This is a genomic window from Pseudomonas sp. TWR1-1-3 (assembly GCF_049896805.1).
GTDB classification, from domain to species: Bacteria; Pseudomonadota; Gammaproteobacteria; order Pseudomonadales; family Pseudomonadaceae; genus Aquipseudomonas; species Aquipseudomonas bubulae.
Genome location: NZ_JAFCUZ010000002.1, coordinates 444942 through 461805, shown reverse-complemented (window position 1 = coordinate 461805; position 16864 = coordinate 444942). Strand labels below are relative to the sequence as shown.

Sequence of the window (16864 nt, the reverse complement as noted above, 5' to 3'; positions counted from 1 at the left end):
GCTTTTAAAGGCGTGTCTTTAATGTGTAGAGCAAATCGAGCGCTTTACGTGGCGTCATGTTGTCCAGATCGGCCCTGGAAAGGTCATCCAGCACCGGGTGCGGCAGGCTGGCAAACAGGTCGCTTTGTTGTGGCGCAGGCTTTTTGCCAGGCTTCGCAAGTGGTACTTCATGGGGCAGGCTGGTGGTCTCCAGGCGGCTCAAATGCTCGCGGGCACGGCTGATGACTTCACTCGGTACCCCCGCCAGTTGCGCCACGGCCAGGCCATAACTCTGGCTGGCCGGGCCCGGCAGAACATGGTGCAGGAACACGATACGTTCATTGTGCTCGGTTGCGCTCAAATGCACGTTGGCGACCAGCGGTTCACTTTCGGGCAGTACCGTCAGTTCGAAGTAGTGCGTGGCAAACAAGGTGTAGGCGCGCAACTGGGCCAGACGTTCTGCTGCAGCCCAGGCCAGGGACAGGCCGTCAAAGGTACTGGTGCCACGACCCACTTCGTCCATCAGCACCAGGCTGCGTTCGGTGGCGTTGTGCAAAATATTGGCGGTTTCGCTCATCTCGACCATAAAGGTCGAACGGCCACCTGCCAGGTCATCACTGGAACCGATCCGGGTAAAAATCCGGTCAACCAGCGACAGCTCGCAACTGGCTGCTGGCACAAAACTGCCGATATGGGCCAGCAATACGATCAATGCAGTCTGGCGCATATAAGTCGACTTACCGCCCATGTTAGGACCGGTAATCACCAGCATGCGGGTGTTGTCATCCAGCCCCAGGTCGTTGGCCACAAACGGCGTAGTCAGCACTTGCTCGACCACCGGGTGGCGACCCTGGCTGATGCGCATGCACGGCTCTTCAACAAAGCGCGGGCAGTTCAGGTCCAGGTTCAGCGCACGCTCGGCCAGGTTGCTCAGCACATCCAGCTCGGCCAGGGCGGCGGCGGTGTCCTGCAGCGGTGCGAGGTGGCCGATCATCTCTTCGAGCAATGCCTCATAGAGCATTTTCTCACGAGCCAGGGCACGGCTCTTGGCCGACAGGGCCTTGTCTTCGAAGGCTTTCAGCTCAGGGGTGATAAAGCGTTCGGCGCCTTTGAGCGTCTGGCGGCGGATGTAATCGGCCGGAGCCTGTTCGGCCTGTTTGCTTGGCAGCTCGATAAAGTAGCCGTGGACCCGGTTGTAACCGACCTTGAGGTTGGACAGGCCGGTGCGGGCTTTTTCTCGGGCTTCCAGGTCAATCAGGAACTGGCCGGCGTTTTCGCTCAGTGCCTGCAACTCGTCCAGCTCGGCGTCATAGCCGGTTTTAAGCACGCCGCCATCGCGGATCACCGCGGGTGGGTTGTCATTGATGGCTTTTTCCAGCAGTGCGCCCAGTTCGGGGTAGGTGCTGGTGATCGTGGCCAGTTGCTGCAAGTGCGGCGCTTCGAGGCCAAGCATGGCGTCTTGCAGTTCCGGCAGCGCGTTCAAGGCATCACGCAGGCGGGCCAGGTCGCGGGGGCGCGCGTTGCGCAGGCCGATACGGGCCAGGATCCGCTCCAGGTCACCGATTTCCTTGAGCTGTGGCTGCAGCTTTTCAAAGCGATAGCCATCGAGCAGGCAGGTAATTGAAGACTGGCGCGCCAGCAGCACGCTCAAATCGCGCAACGGACGGTTCAACCAGCGGGTCAGCAAGCGGCTGCCCATCGAGGTCTGGCAACGGTCGACCACTGATTGCAGGGTATTGTCGCGACCGCCGGCCAAGTTGGTGTCCAGCTCCAGGTTGCGGCGGCTGGCGCCATCGAGCACCACGGTGTCGTCCAGGCGCTCATGGCGCAGGCTGCGCAAGTGGGGCAGGGCCGTGCGCTGGGTTTCCTTGGCATAGCTGAGCAGGCAGCCTGCAGCGCCGATGGCCAGGGTCAGGTTTTCGCAGCCAAAGCCTTTTAGATCCTGGGTTGAGAACTGCTGGCACAGGCTTTTCAGGGCCGAGTCACGCTCAAAGTCCCACGGCGCACGGCGACGAACGCCACGACGTTTTTCCGCTGGCAGGCCTTGTGGCCAGTCATCCGGGATCATCAGCTCAACCGGGTTGATGCGCTCAAGCTCTGCCAGCAGGTTTTCCCAGCCCTTGATCTCCAGCACCGAGAAGTTGCCACTGGTGATATCCAGCACGGCGAGGCCAAACAGACGCTCATCGCCCAGCACCGCGGCAATCAGGTTGTCGCGGCGCTCATCCATCAGCGCCTCGTCACTGACGGTGCCCGGGGTGATGATGCGTACGACCTGACGCTCAACCGGGCCTTTGCTGGTGGCCGGGTCGCCGACCTGCTCGCAGATCACTACCGACTCCCCCAGCTTGACCAGCTTGGCCAGGTAACCTTCGGCCGCATGGTAAGGGATCCCGCACATCGGAATCGCCTGCCCGGCAGACTGGCCACGTGCCGTGAGGGTGATGTCCAGCAGTTTGGCGGCTTTCTTCGCGTCTTCGTAGAAGATTTCGTAGAAATCGCCCATGCGATAAAACATCAGCTGGTCAGGGTGCTGGTTCTTCAGGCGCCAGTACTGCTGCATCATCGGGGTATGGCTGGACAGGTCGGAAGTATTTTTACTCATCAGGACTTAGGCGGATTCGTTCAGAAGTGGGGGAAAGGCAGGCCGTGGCCTGAGGTTTTCGCAATGGGCGCAAGGTTAACATGTCAGCCCCTTGCATCTACAGGTGCGCACCGGGCGCGCTGACTGGCTGCTATAAATAGAAGAAATAGCATTTGCCATCAATAAACACGGCCAGCACTATTGCCGCCATGTCAAAACGAACTGTTTCAACCGTCCTTAAAGAGCTGCTGGCCCGGCACGGTATCAGCGCGATGGCGCTTCACCGCAGTACGGGAGTACCGCAACCTACGTTGTCGCGAATATTGAGCGGCAAAATTGCCGATCCTTCCGACAGGCATATCTCCAAAATCGCCGAGTATTTCCACATCAGCACCGATCGCTTGCGCGGCCGGGACGATGTACGTGCGTCTGAAATCGAGCTACGTCACCCAGAGCTGCATGATATTTGCCTGTGGGATGACGACACCCCGGTGGCGGACGATGAAGTGTCCATTCCATTTTTGCGTCAGGTTGAACTGGCCGCCGGCTCAGGGCGCTTTGCCATTGAGGAGAGCGAACGCGCCAGGTTGCGTTTCGGCAAGCGCAGCCTGCGCCATAACGGCGTGGAGTTCGATCAGGCCAAGTGCGTGACCGTACGCGGCGACAGCATGCTGCCAGTCCTGCGCGATGGCGCAACGGTGGGAGTCAATGCGGGCAAGCGTACCCTTGACGAAGTGGTTGATGGCGACCTGTATGCGGTCAATCACAATGGCCAGTTGCGGGTGAAACAGGTGTATCGCCTGGCGGGCGGTATTCGTTTGCGCAGTTTCAATCGCGACGAGTTCCCGGATGAGGACTACGCCTACAACGATCTCGAGGATGAACAACTGGTCATTCTTGGTCATGTGTTCTGGTGGGGCATGTACGCCCGCTAACCATAAGTCTTGGAACACCCTGTGGGAGCGAGCCTGCTCGCGAATCAGCTTTCGCGAGCAGTATTTTCACCCAACCAACAGACAATTCTCACCGTATTTGCAGGTCTTGGCCGACTTGTTGAAATTGTCCGAATAAATATATGCACTGGTGCATTGACTGTATATCCATACATGCATAGTCTTTATTCCATTGCGGCCAACGATGGATCTCAGGCAGGGGTATGACGTTTCAGCCAGACCGGAAATTGGCGCTTATCAATAAGGACACAGGAGTGATCACATGATGAATGAACCGCAAGTCTTACTGGAAATGCCGGTTTTACTGGTCATCCTCCTTGCCTTGGTAGGCGGCGTTTTTGGCGAGATGTGGCGGGCAGACAAGGACGGCACCAGCGGATGGCCACTGATGCGGCGCCTGGCGTTGCGTTCGGGCGCGTGCGTGGTGTGCGGTGTCTCGACCTTTATGCTGCTGTACTCGGCCGGGATGTCGATTCTGGCCGCAGGGGCCCTGGGTTGCCTGACCGCACTGGCCGGTGCAGATGCGGCAATCAGCCTGTACCAGCGCTGGGCCGCGAAGCGGCTCGGGGTAGACGCTGCGCCCGGTGACTCGCGGATCGAGCCGTAACAGGCGCTTTTTGGTGTAGGTTATGGCGCAGACCCGCCATCAGGAGAGGACAGTGGATCAAATATCTCAACTTGCGTCTGAACTCGGGCTGCTGTTAAAGGCTCTCAATGCCCAGGTGACAACCGCCGAGTCCTGCACCGGTGGCGGCATTGCCGAGGCCATCACCCGTATTGCCGGCAGCTCCGCGTGGTTTGAGGCAGGGTTTGTGACCTACTCCAACCAGCAAAAGACCCGGCAACTGGAGGTTCCCGAGCCTTTATTCACCCGGGTGGGGGCCGTCAGCCGCGAGGTGGTCGAGGCGATGGTGCAGGGTGCGCAGGGCCAAAGCGGGGCGCGATTTGCCGTGGCGGTCAGTGGTGTGGCCGGGCCGGGGGGCGGTTCGCCCGAGAAGCCGGTCGGCACCGTGTGGCTGGCGTGGGGCGCCGGCGACGAGGTATCCAGCGAGCGCAGGCACTTTGCGGGCAACCGCGATGAGGTGCGCCGGCAAACCGTGATTGCCGCTCTGGAAGGTTTAATACGCCGAACGGTACGAGAAATAAAAAATCAGGGGTAGGCGATCCTCTAACCCTGTGGAATAATACTGGCTACTTATACAGTTATCGGCCGTCGGGCCTTATTGATTACGAGAGGACTTTAATGGACGACAACAAGAAGAAAGCCTTGGCTGCGGCCCTGGGTCAGATCGAACGTCAATTCGGCAAGGGAGCCGTGATGCTGATGGGCGACCAGGAGCGTCAGGCCGTGCCGGCGATCTCCACCGGCTCGTTGGGTCTGGACATCGCACTGGGCATTGGCGGTCTGCCAAAAGGCCGTATTGTTGAAATCTACGGCCCTGAGTCGTCGGGTAAAACCACCTTGACCCTGTCCGTGATTGCACAGGCGCAAAAGGCCGGTGCTACCTGCGCCTTCGTCGATGCCGAGCACGCCCTTGATCCTGAGTACGCTGCCAAACTGGGCGTAAACGTTGATGACCTGCTGGTTTCACAGCCTGACACCGGCGAACAGGCACTGGAAATCACCGATATGCTGGTGCGTTCCAATGCGGTTGACGTGATCATCATCGACTCCGTTGCTGCACTGACGCCAAAAGCTGAAATCGAAGGCGACATGGGCGATACCCACGTTGGCCTGCAAGCCCGTCTGATGTCGCAAGCGCTGCGTAAAATCACCGGTAACATCAAGAACGCCAACTGCCTGGTTATCTTCATCAACCAGATCCGCATGAAAATCGGCGTGATGTTCGGCAGCCCTGAAACCACCACCGGTGGTAACGCACTGAAGTTCTACGCTTCGGTACGTCTGGATATCCGCCGCACCGGCGCCGTAAAAGAAGGCGATGTGGTGGTGGGTAGCGAAACCCGCGTGAAAGTGGTCAAGAACAAGGTGGCACCACCGTTCCGTCAGGCTGAATTCCAGATCCTGTACGGCAAGGGTATCTACCTGAACGGTGAAATGATTGACCTGGGCGTACTGCATGGCTTTGTTGAAAAAGCTGGCGCCTGGTACAGCTACAACGGCAGCAAAATCGGTCAGGGCAAGGCCAACTCCGCCAAGTTCCTGGACGATAACCCGGACATCAAGGATGCGCTGGAGAAGCAGCTGCGTGAGAAGTTGCTCGGGCCAAAAACCGATGCCGAACTGGCAGAACTGAAAGTCATGCCAAAAATGAGCAAGGCTGCCAAAGAAGCTGCAGCGCTGGCTGAAGCCGAAGAAATGGAAAACGCCACCGACGGCGATAACTGATCACTGCCATGATTGCCGTCCTGGATACCCCCGTCGCGGTGCGACGGACTGCAATGGACCTGCTCGCGCGACGCGAGCACGGTCGAGTCGAGCTGACGCGCAAGTTGCGTCAGCGCGGCGCTTGCCCCGACATGATCGACGCTGCCCTTGACCGTTTGACGGAAGAGGGGCTGTTGTCCGAGTCTCGTTACCTTGAAAGCTATATCAACTACCGTGCCGGTTCCGGTTATGGCCCTTTGCGAATTCGTGAAGAGCTTGGTCAGCGTGGGCTGGTGCGTGGAGATATAGAGGAGGCGTTGCGAGAATGCGGTTTCGACTGGCAAGAGCGACTGGAAGAGACCTGGCGCCGCAAGTTTTCCGGTCAGTTGCCTGCTGATGCAAAAGAGCGTGCCCGCCAGGGGCGCTTTTTGAGCTACCGCGGTTACCCGCTTGAAATGATCGGCCGCCTGTTAAGCGGCCGGGAGTTTGATGACTGACGCTGTTTGCGCTCGTACCCTGTAAGGTTCGGATTCAGTGGGCGCCACAAAACCTGTGGGAGCAGGCTTGCCTGCGAAGGCAGCAATGCGGTTTGCCTGCCAGATCGTGCTGCCTGCATCGCGAGCAAGCCCGCTCCCACAGTACCAGCCCACTTACCAATTCCGGCTTAATCAGCCAGCGACTCGTGCATCTGCGCCGTAGGCGCATTATCAGTTGCAGCCCAGTTTTGCGGCAGGTTGATAAAATCGACCAGTTCGCGCAGCCGTCCCTGATTGCGCCCGCTAAACGCAAAGCCCAGGCAGGTCAGGTGGTTGAGTTTTGGGTCGTCATGTTCAAAGTGGCAGTATTGCTCTTGATGGAAGCCATCACTCAGGCAGATATCGGCAAACGCCTGCTGTATCTCCTTGAGTGCCTGCACACTGACCGGCCGCTTCATGCGGATCACAAAAGTTTTGTTCAACCAGCGGCTTGAATGGAAGTTGCTGTAGAACTGGTTGATTTCAGCAAGGGCCTCTTCGGCGCTATGCACCAGGCGCATCAACTTCAAATCGTTGGGCAGGATGTACTGGTTGGCTTCCAGCTGGTTGTGAATAAAGTCCAGCGCCCCCTGCCAGAACTTGCCCCCCGGCACATCCAGTAAAACTACCGGCACCAACGGGGTTTTGCCCGTTTGCATCAGGGTCACTACTTCCAGCACTTCATCCAGCGTGCCAAAACCGCCCGGGCACATCACCAGAGCATCTGCTTCCTTGGTGAAAAACAGTTTGCGGGTAAAGAAAAAGTGAAACGCCAGAACATTGGGCGTGCCATTGATGGTGGGGTTGGCCCGTTGCTCGAACGGCAGGGTGATATTGAACCCCAAACTGTGAGCCAGGCCTGCACCTTCATGGGCGGCAGCCATGATGCCAGCGCCGCCGCCGGTAATGACCATCATGTCGGACTTGGCCAGCACGCTGCCCATTTCCCGTGCCAGGGCATAGAGCGGGTGTTCTACCGGGGTTCTGGCCGAGCCGAAGACCGTGACTTTGCGACGGCCCTTGAACTGCTCCAGGGTGCGAAAGGTTTTTTCCAGTTCGCGAATGGCTTGCAGGGTGATCTTGGCATTCCAGCGATCAAGGTCGTCATGGGCCATGCGCAATACGGTCAGCAGCATCTCGCGGTAAAGCGCCCGGTTAGGGCTGTCGGGTGCAACCCGCTGCAGTTGCTCGTCCACTTCTTGTGCAAGCTCAAGACCCTGCTCCTGGAAAAACAGCGTCAGGGAGTCATTGGATTGATCAGGCATGTATTTCTCCTTCTACGCAACATCCTTGAAAACGCCGCAACCTGAGCAGGCGCTGAGACACTGAGTGTCACAATGATGCTTCGATGATGGTCCTGAGATGTCTTGACTGGCAATAGCTAATTGCCTGACATACATGAAGTTTAGCGGAAGGAGGCAGGGCTGCAGAGCGGGGTCATACGCCGTACGGGGTACGGCGTGGCGGGGGATTTACTTTTTGCGCTGACAGTTTTCAGCGCGGAAATCCTGGATCAGGACCGGGCTGTTGGTTTTGTACTCCCTGAAGCTGTAGCGCAGCGTGGCGCCTTGAGCCATCAGGGTACGGAAACCTGCATTGCTGCACACGCTGCGACCCAGTTGCGGCACGGTCTCTTCTGGGTTGGAGCGCATCTGGGCGGCCAGTGTCGGGCTGGCTTCCAGGTTGTTGATCAGCACAGTGCCGTCTACCGTAAAGCCTTTATCCAGCAGGTCTGCATTGATTGCTCGCGGTTTGCCTTCATTACTTTTCTCTGCAACCTTGAGCAAGGTTTTGTTCAGCTCAAAATCCTTGAGAGAGGCTGCGTGTGCGGCCAGAGGCAGTGCAAGCATTAGAGCGACGGTCGGAATGATATGGCGCAGCATGAATCTCTCCTGATTTCAGTGACGCAGACTTGGACAGGCCATATATCTGTGCGTTCAGTGGCGCGGGAGTATAGGTCAGCATAGCCATGCAGGAAATGCCAAAGGTCATGGAATCGCGCCTCTGGTAAACTTGGCTCCTTTCTATTGTGAATCCGTTTATGCGCCAATTCTGGCGAATGGACGCTTGGCGCCTTTAAAGTAAAAATCATGACCCTGACGACCTTTTCCCCGAATGCTGTAGCCCGTTTACGAGACGAGCGTGAAGAGGAGAGCACCAAGCCCTACCTGGCCCGCGGCTCGCGGGCTCCGCGTTGCCATACCTGCCGTGTGATCGAAAGCCACTGCCTGTGCAGCTGGCGACCCCGGGTCGAGACACGTTCGGGGGTGTGTCTGGTCATGACTAAAAAGGAAGTGTTCAAGCCCAGCAATACCGGCTGGTTGATCGCGGATGTGGTCAAAGACAATTTTGCCTTTATCTGGTCACGCACTGAAACCGACGAAGCCTTGCTGGCGTTGCTGGCCGATCCACAATGGCAGCCGTATCTGGTGTTTCCCGGCGAGTACGTCGCGCCTGAGCGGGTAACGCACACGGTGGATCTGGACAGCAGCAAGCGTCCGTTGTTTATTCTGCTGGATGCCACCTGGACCGAAGCACGCAAGATTTTCCGCAAAAGCCCGTACTTCGACACCTTGCCGATTTTGAGCCTGCTGCCTGAGCGGCTTTCGCGTTACCGCTTGCGCCGCTCTACCCGCAGCGAGCATCTGTGTACCGCGGAAGTTGCCAGCCTGTGTCTTGAACTTGCCGGTGACTCCCAGGCCTCAAGTGCGCTGGATGCCTACTTCGATGTCTTCAGTCAGCATTATCTGGATGCCAAGAACCAGTTGCCGATCAATGAGTCCAGCGCAGCGCACCAGGAACTGGGCGTTTTTGTAAAAGACCTTCCCCAGAATCGGGCTCAATAGACTAAAGAAGTAGCGCTACAATTTTCCAACAGATGTAAGCGCGCAGCATGGCGGGTTTTTCGATGATGGCGCTCTAAGGGGTTCTACGTGGACCCGGGTGTCAGGTTTTCAGCTTGACCACCCTTGTTTCGCTGGGCATGCTTGGCGCCGATTCGGCTATCGCAGCTGTCAAAACACTTATATTTGCCGACGTTTCGCGTAAATCGCGCCCTTTGACGCACAGTCTTTGAGCTTTTGCTCGAGTTGCCTTAGCGAGTGCTGGAATTGATCAGTGCTCGCCTGAAAAACGGGATCATTTAAACAATGGCCACATACGAAATCCTGATTGCCGACGACCATCCACTGTTTCGCAGTGCCCTGCACCAGGCCGTGAGCCTGGGTCTGGGCTCTGATGTTCGCCTGGTAGAGGTCGCCAGTATTGCCGAGCTTGAAGCACAGCTGGCGGTAAAGGCAGATTGGGATCTGGTACTGCTCGATTTGAACATGCCGGGTGCTTACGGTTTCTCCGGCCTGGTGTTGTTACGTGGCCAATACCCGCAAATTCCGGTGGTGATGGTGTCGGCCCAGGAAGAAGCCTCGATCATGGTGCGTTCCCGCGAGTTCGGAGCCAGCGGATTTATTCCGAAATCCAGTTCGCTGGAAGACATCCAGAAGGCCGTACGTGCCGTACTGGATGGTGATGTGTCATGGCCGCCCCAGGCGTTTGAGGATGTTCAGGTCTCGGCCGAGGCCAAAGCGGCCAGCGAAGGGCTGGCCAGCCTGACGCCCCAGCAGTTCCGCGTGCTGACCATGGTCTGCGAAGGTTTGCTGAACAAGCAGATCGCTTATGAGCTAAGCGTTTCCGAGGCAACCATCAAGGCCCATGTTACGGCGATTTTCCGCAAGCTGGGGGTTCGCACTCGCACCCAGGCCGCGCTACTCTTGCAGCAACTTGAATCAATTTCGAGTCATTAATCTGCGAATCTTCACGCTTTTTTGACGAAGCGTGAACTAGCGTTCCCCTCTCATTTTTTGTGCAGTTGCCTATCTATGTCGCCTTTCAAGGGTAAAACCGGTTTTAAACGGATTTTGAATGCTGGCGGTTACTCGCTGGACGGTTTGCGCGCAGCCTTTACGGGCGAGGCGGCTTTTCGGCAGTTGGTGCTGCTCAACGTGATCCTGATCCCGCTGAGCTTCTTGCTAAATGTGAGCCGCGTAGAGCGCGCATTGCTGATCGCTGTGTGCCTGCTGGCATTGATTGTCGAGTTGTTGAACTCGGCCATTGAAGCGGTGGTTGACCGAATCTCCCTCGACCTGCACCCCTTGTCGAAAAACGCCAAGGACATGGGCAGCGCTGCCCAGTTTGTGGTGCTGACCATGATTGCCGTGGTGTGGGCAGTGATCCTGCTTTAAGCAATGGTTGGCAATACGATCTCGTCGCTGCGCTGAACCCCGGCGGTGAAGGCGCGGCACAGCTCCAGAAATTCGCGCATGGCGGATGTCTGATACTTCTTTTTGTGCCAGATAAAGAAGAACTGCCGGGCCAGATCCAGTTCAGGCGTTTCCACTGCCACCAGGCTGCCGCGCCTGAAAGCGTCACGCAACGCCAGGCGTGAAATGCAGCCAATGCCCAGTCCCGACTCAACGGCGCGCTTGATCGCTTCGGTGTGTTCCAGTTCCAGGCGAATATTGAGCGACGTTTGATGATGGCGCATGGCCTGGTCGAACGTCAGGCGAGTTCCCGAGCCTTGTTCGCGCAAAATCCAGGCTTCACGGGTCAGCTCGTCAAGTGTGGCGCGGCCACGAGCCGCCAGTGGATGCTGCGGGGCGCAAAACACCACCAGTTCATCCTCGACCCAGCTCTGCACTTCAATATCCGGGTGGGCGCAATCGCCTTCGATCAGACCCAGATCAATTTCGTAGTGGGCGACTTGTTGCACGATATGAGCCGTGTTCTGAACCACCAGCTTGACCTGACTTTCCGGGTGCGCCTGCATAAAGCTGCCGATCAGCAGGGTGGCCAGGTAGTTGCCGATGGTCAGTGTCGCGCCGACGGTCAATGAGCCAAAACCGGACTTGCCATTAAGCAGGTCTTCGATCTCCTTGGCCTGATCCAGTAATGCGACAGCCTGTGGCAGCAATTGCCGGCCCAGTGCGTTGAGACTCAAGCGCTTGCCGGCACGATCGAACAGCTGGCAGCTGGTCTGGCGCTCCAGTTCGGTGATCGAGGTACTGGCAGCAGATTGTGAAAGGGCCAACAAGCCGGCAGCGCGAGACACGCTCTCTTGTTGGGCGACGGCGACGAAAACCTGGAGTTGTCTGAGAGTAAATCGCATATCGATATAACCGATAACCCTTATCTTGATAATTCAGTTAACAGATATTGTCGCCGCCATTAGAATGCTGTGCAATCGCGCCCATAGTCAGCGCAGGCGAATTTAGGAGCCCCGTACATGAGCAACATGAACCACGAACGTGTCCTCAGTGTTCATCACTGGAACGACACCCTGTTCAGCTTCAAGTGTACCCGTGACCCGGGCTTGCGCTTCGAGAACGGTCAGTTCGTGATGATCGGCCTGCAACAGCCCAATGGCCGTCCGCTTATGCGTGCCTACTCGATTGCCAGCCCGAACTGGGAAGAGCATCTGGAGTTCTTCAGCATCAAGGTGCCTGATGGCCCGCTGACCTCCCAGTTGCAGCACTTGAAGGAAGGCGACGAGATCATCATCAGCAAAAAACCTACGGGTACGCTGGTGCTGGACGACTTGAAGCCGGGCAAGCATCTGTACCTGCTCAGCACCGGCACCGGTCTGGCGCCCTTTATGAGCGTTATCCAGGATCCGGAAACCTACGAGCGTTTCGAAAAAGTGATCCTGTGCCACGGTGTGCGTTACGTCAATGAAGTCGCTTACCGCGAATTCATTACCGAGCACCTGCCGCAGAACGAATTCTTCGGCGAAGCGCTGCGTGAAAAGCTGATCTACTACCCGACCGTGACCCGCGAGCCATTCGAGAATGAAGGCCGCCTGACCGACCTGATGCGCAGCGGCAAGCTGTTCAGCGATATCGGTCTGCCGCCGATCAACCCGCAGGACGACCGTGCCATGTTGTGCGGCAGCCCGAGCATGCTCGACGAGACCAGCGAAGTGCTTAACAGCTTCGGCCTGAAAGTTTCGCCGCGTATGCGAGAGCCGGGTGATTACCTGATCGAGCGTGCTTTCGTCGAGAAGTAACAAACGCAGATCGATACAAATGTGGGAGCGGGCTTGCCCGCGATTGTGGAGTGTCAGCCACCGCATGGGTGACTGACAGGCCGTAATCGCGAGCAAGCCCGCTCCCACATTGCGTTTCAGGTCACGGCTTGGGAATCACCTCAAGTACACGGATCAAACCAGGCTCGGGGTAATGCCAGCGTACATCCAGATCCCAGAACTGCGCGCCGTATTCTCGTTCGGCTGTGGGCGTCTGGTAAGCAGGGCGTGGATCTTGCGCCAGGCATTGCTCGATCAGCTCCACCAGCGGCTCCTGAAGGCGCAGGGCTTCCCTGTGGGCCTGTTGCAGGGCGCTGTCGGCCCATTGCACGGGGATCAATACCGGTGCGGCGCTGGCCATGCCATTGCTGGCATCGCTGATGATATCGGCGTAGGGCACATAGGGTTTGATATCCAGAATCGGCGTGCCGTCGAGCAGGTCGATGCCGGAAATCCACAGGCGATTGGCTTCTACCTTGTCCAGCTTGACCACTGACTGGCCGATGCCGTTCGGGCGATGGGTGGCGCGGGTGGCAAACACGCCCATCGACTTGTTGCCGCCCAGGCGTGGCGGGCGCACCTTGAGGCGAGGCTTGTCTTCAAGTGCCTGATGAAACACAAACAGCAACCAGACATGGCTGACCTGCTCCAGGCCCTGCACCGCATCGCCCTGGTCAAAGGGTGCGACCAGTTCCAGCACGCCACGGGCGGCCGGTGCCAGTTGTGGCTGGCGCGGGATGGCGAACTTCTCCTTGAAGCAGGAGCGCACAAAGCCGATGGGGGAGACGGTGTAGGGCATGGGAGATATCGGGCTGGTGGGTCAGAACAGGCTCTTGTGGGAGCGGGCTTGCTCGCGATTCAGACGGCTCGGTCGATCTGAATCACTGCGGTGCTGCTATCGCGAGCAAGCCCGCTCCCACAGGAGGTGTGTTTTCAGTCGCGAACGCGCAGGGTCAGGCCCTTGAGGAAGTTGCGCAGCAACTGGTCGCCACAGGTGCGGTAGTTGGTGTGGCCGAACTTGCGGAACAGGGCGCTCAGCTCGGGCTTGGACACCGGGAAGCCCGCAGCCTTGAGGATGGCGTGCATGTCGTCTTCCTTCAGTTCGAAGGCCACACGCAGTTTTTTCAGAATGATGTTGTTGGTCACCGGCAGCTCGACCGGCATTGGCGCACGGCTTTCGTCCTTGCCGCGCTTGAAGATCACCAGGCCATCCAGGAAGTGCGCCATCACGTCGTCAGGGCAACGTACAAAACCTTCTTCTTCGTCTTTTTTCAGGTAGGTCAGTACATCTTCCTTGGTAACTTCCAGGCCACCAAGCTTGATGATTTCGACAACCTTGTTGTCGCTGATGTCGAGCATGTAGCGCACGCTGCGCAGTACGTCGTTATGAATCATTTGGGTAATCCTGATATTCAGCAGTGAGCACCGCAGGCATTGCTGCGGTGTCGAAATGTTCGGGGTAGGGCTGTAAGTCGTTAGAACTTTTCTTTGGCGCTCATATAGCGCCATTGGCCTACGGGCAACTTGCCCATCGACACGCCGCCGATACGAATCCGGCGCATGGAAATCACGGTCAGGCCTACCGCCTGGCAGAACAGGGCAATCACACCTGGTTGCGGATTTTTCATCGCAAAACGCAGGCGGTTTTCACTCTGCCAGCTGGCCTTGACCGCAGGCAGCTCGCGACCCTTGTAGGTCATGCCGTGGTTGAGACGGTTCAGACCGTGGGGGGCCATTTCGCCAGAGACCTCGACCACGTATTCCTGCTCGATCTTGCTGGCATCGGCCGTCAGCTTGCGCACGATCTTCCAGTCCTGGGTAAACACCAGCAGGCCGCTGGCGTTGGCTTGCAGCTCATTGCCAACGCTCAGGCGCAGGAAGTGGCCCTTGAGCGGGCGCTTGCCGAAGCGGTGTTCTTCGCTCAGGGTGTTCGGGCCGATCAACGCCATGGCGCTGTCGGTATCCAGGCCCGCCGGGGCGTTGAGCAAAATGGTCACAGGCTCGGGCGCGGTGGCCTTGGCTTCAGGGTCCAGCTCGACTTTCTGGTTGTCGACCTTGAACTGTGGCTCGTCGATGACTTCGCCATCTACCGTGACCCAGCCACCTTCAATGAACAGTTCGGCCTCACGGCGGGAGCAGCCGACGAGTTCGATGAGGCGTTTGGAGAGACGTATCGGTTCAGACATGACAGGGGCCGTAAAGGAATTGGGCGGCTATTGTACCCGCCTGGCGCCGGTTAAGCCCGGCTACATTTGCCTTATGCACGTGCTGGGCGTTTATACCGCAGGTGCAGCAGGGGATAGGGCTGGCCCATGCCGTCTTTTTCGCAGCGGCCGATCACCTCAAACCCCTGTTTGAGGTAAAAGCCGATGGCTTGCGAGTTTTGCTCATTGACGTCGAGGCGTTCAGCATTCAGTTCATTGATGGCGAACATTAACAGGCATTTGCCGATGCCTTGCCCCCGGTAATCCGGGTGAACAAACAGCATTTCAACTTTGCCGGCCGCGACTCCGGCAAAGCCGGTAATGCGTTTGCTGACCGGGTCCTTGCAGCAGATCAGCATGACGGCGTCCAGATATTGGTCTTTGACCAGGCCGCGCAGAAGTTGAATATAGCTGTCAGGTAAAAAATCATGGGTGGCACGAACAGATGCTTCCCATACGTCGGTTAGTTCGGCGAAGTCCGTAAGACGTGGGGTATTAATGACCCATTGTTGTTGCATCGAGCGTGTCTCCTGACACAGGTGTGGAAGGCAATGGGTTTACGATAGCCGTAAAAAAAGCCCTGGCGCGAGAGCGGCAGGGCTTTTTGCGAGGCAGTCGCGAATTAGATCACTTCAGCCCACAGGTCATATTCGTCGGCGTCGGTGACGCGGCACATGATCTTGTCACCCGGCTTGATATCTTTTTCGGTCGCAATAAATACGTTGCCGTCGATTTCCGGGGCATCGAAGAAGCAGCGGCCTACAGCGCCTTGCTCGTCGACTTCATCGATCAGGACTTCGATTTCCTTGCCGATCTTCATCTGCAGGCGTGCTGCGCTGATGGCCTGTTGATGGGCCATAAAGCGATCCCAGCGATCCTGTTTGACGTCATCCGGCACGATGGCCGCGTCCAGCAGGTTGGCAGGTGCGCCTTCTACCGGCGAGTACTGGAAGCAACCCACGCGATCCAGTTGAGCTTCGGTCAGCCAGTCGAGCAGGTACTGGAAGTCTTCTTCGGTTTCACCCGGGAAGCCGACGATAAAGGTCGAACGGATGATCAGTTCCGGGCAGATTTCACGCCAGTTCTTGATCCGGGCCAGGGTTTTGTCTTCAAACGCCGGGCGTTTCATGGCCTTGAGCACTTTCGGGCTGGCGTGCTGGAACGGGATGTCCAGATACGGCAGGATTTTGCCGGCGGCCATCAGCGGGATCAGTTCGTCAACGTGCGGGTACGGGTAAACGTAGTGCAGACGCACCCATACGCCCAGCGAGCTCAAGGCTTCGCACAGCTCGGTCATGCGCGTCTTGACTGGAGCACCGTTCCAGAAGCCGGTGCGGTATTTGACGTCAACGCCGTAGGCGCTGGTGTCCTGGGAAATCACCAGCAGCTCTTTGACGCCGGCCTTGACCAGGCGCTGGGCTTCGTCGAGCACGTCACCCACCGGGCGGCTGACCAGCTTGCCGCGCATCGACGGGATGATGCAGAAGCTGCAGCTGTGGTTGCAGCCTTCGGAAATCTTCAGGTAGGCGTAGTGACGTGGCGTCAGCTTGATGCCCTGTGGCGGCACCAGGTCGATCAGCGGGTTGTGATCCTGGCGCGGCGGCACTACCTGGTGCACGGCGTTGACGACCTGCTCGTACTGCTGCGGGCCGGTCACGGCCAGTACGCTTGGGTGCACGTCGCGGATATTGCCTTCTTCGACACCCATGCAGCCGGTCACGATGACCTTGCCGTTTTCCTTGATGGCTTCGCCGATCACTTCCAGGGATTCGGCCTTGGCGCTGTCGATAAAGCCGCAGGTGTTGACCACCACGACGTCGGCGTCCTGATAGGTTGAGACGACGTCATAGCCTTCCATGCGCAGTTGCGTAAGGATGCGCTCGGAGTCGACCAGTGCTTTCGGGCAACCCAGGGAAACAAAGCCAACCTTTGGGTTGGCTGGCTTGGTGGTAACGGTGGACATGGCGAACCTCGGTATGTAGTGACGTTACATGCCCGTAAAGGCTGCACGACGAACGGGCGCTTATTGCGCCTCTGATCAAAAAAAGTGCGCAATTTTAGCTATGGTCAACGCACTTGACCAGCGTTATACGGGGATTTGCGACGAGTGCTGCGCTATGCTGCGCGCCGTTGCGAAAGCAGGGTTTTTAACTAACGTGATTTTGTAGGCAGGAGCCGTAGCTAACACTCGGGAAATCAGCGCATGCTGCTGATCAAATGTAGC

The 16864-nt window shown here is 57.8% G+C and carries 18 protein-coding genes; 9 read left to right on the top strand and 9 right to left on the bottom strand.

Annotated elements, in window-relative coordinates; all coding sequences use genetic code 11:
• Positions 1 to 4 precede the first annotated feature (4 nt).
• Positions 5 to 2584, bottom strand: a complete 2580-nt coding sequence (gene mutS / locus ACP7BE_RS09630; protein WP_095003014.1) for a DNA mismatch repair protein MutS — start codon at positions 2582 to 2584, stop codon at positions 5 to 7.
• 188 nt (positions 2585 to 2772) lie between these two features.
• Between mutS and ACP7BE_RS09625 the strand changes: the two genes are divergently transcribed.
• The 5 genes from ACP7BE_RS09625 (at position 2773) to recX (ending at position 6342) form a co-directional block, all read left to right on the top strand.
• Complete coding sequence (locus tag ACP7BE_RS09625) at positions 2773 to 3498, top strand: LexA family transcriptional regulator (RefSeq protein WP_426105659.1); 726 nt, start codon at positions 2773 to 2775, stop codon at positions 3496 to 3498.
• A gap of 280 nt (positions 3499 to 3778) precedes the next feature.
• Complete coding sequence (locus ACP7BE_RS09620) at positions 3779 to 4123, top strand: phage holin family protein (RefSeq protein WP_095003016.1); 345 nt, start codon at positions 3779 to 3781, stop codon at positions 4121 to 4123.
• Positions 4124 to 4145: 22 nt separating this feature from the next.
• Positions 4146 to 4676, top strand: a complete 531-nt coding sequence (locus tag ACP7BE_RS09615) for a CinA family protein (protein WP_186348334.1) — start codon at positions 4146 to 4148, stop codon at positions 4674 to 4676.
• A gap of 83 nt (positions 4677 to 4759) precedes the next feature.
• A complete protein-coding gene (gene recA, locus ACP7BE_RS09610) occupies positions 4760 to 5866 on the top strand; it encodes a recombinase RecA (protein ID WP_016779767.1) in 1107 nt (368 codons plus the stop codon).
• A gap of 8 nt (positions 5867 to 5874) precedes the next feature.
• Positions 5875 to 6342 (top strand): recombination regulator RecX, encoded by a 468-nt coding sequence (gene recX, locus ACP7BE_RS09605; protein ID WP_095003018.1) that lies wholly within the window; start codon positions 5875 to 5877, stop codon positions 6340 to 6342.
• A 167-nt stretch (positions 6343 to 6509) separates the two neighbouring features.
• Here recX and ACP7BE_RS09600 read toward each other — a convergent pair whose 3' ends face one another.
• Positions 6510 to 7625 carry a TIGR00730 family Rossman fold protein gene (locus tag ACP7BE_RS09600; RefSeq protein WP_095003019.1) on the bottom strand — a complete coding sequence of 372 codons (1116 nt, stop codon included), beginning with the start codon at positions 7623 to 7625 and terminating at the stop codon, positions 6510 to 6512.
• Between the two features lie 207 nt (positions 7626 to 7832).
• A complete protein-coding gene (locus ACP7BE_RS09595) occupies positions 7833 to 8243 on the bottom strand; it encodes a PA3611 family quorum-sensing-regulated virulence factor (protein ID WP_095003020.1) in 411 nt (136 codons plus the stop codon).
• Between the two features lie 207 nt (positions 8244 to 8450).
• Here ACP7BE_RS09595 and ACP7BE_RS09590 point away from each other — a divergent pair, with 207 nt between their 5' ends.
• The 3 genes from ACP7BE_RS09590 to ACP7BE_RS09580 all read left to right on the top strand — a co-directional run bounded on the left by ACP7BE_RS09590 (position 8451) and on the right by ACP7BE_RS09580 (position 10598).
• Entirely contained in the window at positions 8451 to 9206 is a 756-nt protein-coding gene (locus ACP7BE_RS09590) for a tRNA-uridine aminocarboxypropyltransferase (RefSeq protein WP_095003021.1), read from the top strand.
• Between the two features lie 303 nt (positions 9207 to 9509).
• Positions 9510 to 10160, top strand: coding sequence for a response regulator transcription factor ErdR (gene erdR / locus ACP7BE_RS09585; RefSeq protein WP_095003022.1), 651 nt, complete (start codon positions 9510 to 9512; stop codon positions 10158 to 10160).
• A gap of 75 nt (positions 10161 to 10235) precedes the next feature.
• Positions 10236 to 10598, top strand: a complete 363-nt coding sequence (locus tag ACP7BE_RS09580) for a diacylglycerol kinase (RefSeq protein ID WP_016779774.1) — start codon at positions 10236 to 10238, stop codon at positions 10596 to 10598.
• On the opposite strand, the gene ACP7BE_RS09575 is transcribed toward ACP7BE_RS09580, so the two are convergent.
• Positions 10595 to 11521: a LysR family transcriptional regulator gene (locus ACP7BE_RS09575; RefSeq protein WP_095003023.1), complete on the bottom strand. Its 927-nt coding sequence runs from the start codon at positions 11519 to 11521 to the stop codon at positions 10595 to 10597. The genes ACP7BE_RS09580 and ACP7BE_RS09575 overlap by 4 nt on opposite strands.
• A gap of 117 nt (positions 11522 to 11638) precedes the next feature.
• On the opposite strand from ACP7BE_RS09575, the gene fpr reads away from it, so the two are divergent.
• Positions 11639 to 12418 (top strand): ferredoxin-NADP reductase, encoded by a 780-nt coding sequence (gene fpr, locus ACP7BE_RS09570; RefSeq protein ID WP_019827846.1) that lies wholly within the window; start codon positions 11639 to 11641, stop codon positions 12416 to 12418.
• Positions 12419 to 12539: 121 nt separating this feature from the next.
• Here fpr and tsaA read toward each other — a convergent pair whose 3' ends face one another.
• The 5 genes from tsaA to rimO all read right to left on the bottom strand — a co-directional run bounded on the left by tsaA (position 12540) and on the right by rimO (position 16603).
• Positions 12540 to 13235 carry a tRNA (N6-threonylcarbamoyladenosine(37)-N6)-methyltransferase TrmO gene (gene tsaA, locus ACP7BE_RS09565; protein ID WP_095019814.1) on the bottom strand — a complete coding sequence of 232 codons (696 nt, stop codon included), beginning with the start codon at positions 13233 to 13235 and terminating at the stop codon, positions 12540 to 12542.
• 134 nt (positions 13236 to 13369) lie between these two features.
• The gene (locus tag ACP7BE_RS09560; RefSeq protein ID WP_095003025.1) at positions 13370 to 13831 is read right to left on the bottom strand and encodes a DUF1456 family protein; all 462 of its coding nucleotides are present in this window, start codon (positions 13829 to 13831) and stop codon (positions 13370 to 13372) included.
• An 80-nt stretch (positions 13832 to 13911) separates the two neighbouring features.
• Complete coding sequence (locus tag ACP7BE_RS09555; RefSeq protein ID WP_426105652.1) at positions 13912 to 14622, bottom strand: rRNA pseudouridine synthase; 711 nt, start codon at positions 14620 to 14622, stop codon at positions 13912 to 13914.
• A gap of 71 nt (positions 14623 to 14693) precedes the next feature.
• Positions 14694 to 15158: a GNAT family N-acetyltransferase gene (locus ACP7BE_RS09550; RefSeq protein WP_426105650.1), complete on the bottom strand. Its 465-nt coding sequence runs from the start codon at positions 15156 to 15158 to the stop codon at positions 14694 to 14696.
• Between the two features lie 104 nt (positions 15159 to 15262).
• On the bottom strand, positions 15263 to 16603 hold the full coding sequence (rimO, locus tag ACP7BE_RS09545) for a 30S ribosomal protein S12 methylthiotransferase RimO (protein ID WP_086795996.1): 1341 nt from the start codon (positions 16601 to 16603) through the stop codon (positions 15263 to 15265).
• Positions 16604 to 16864 lie beyond the last annotated feature (261 nt).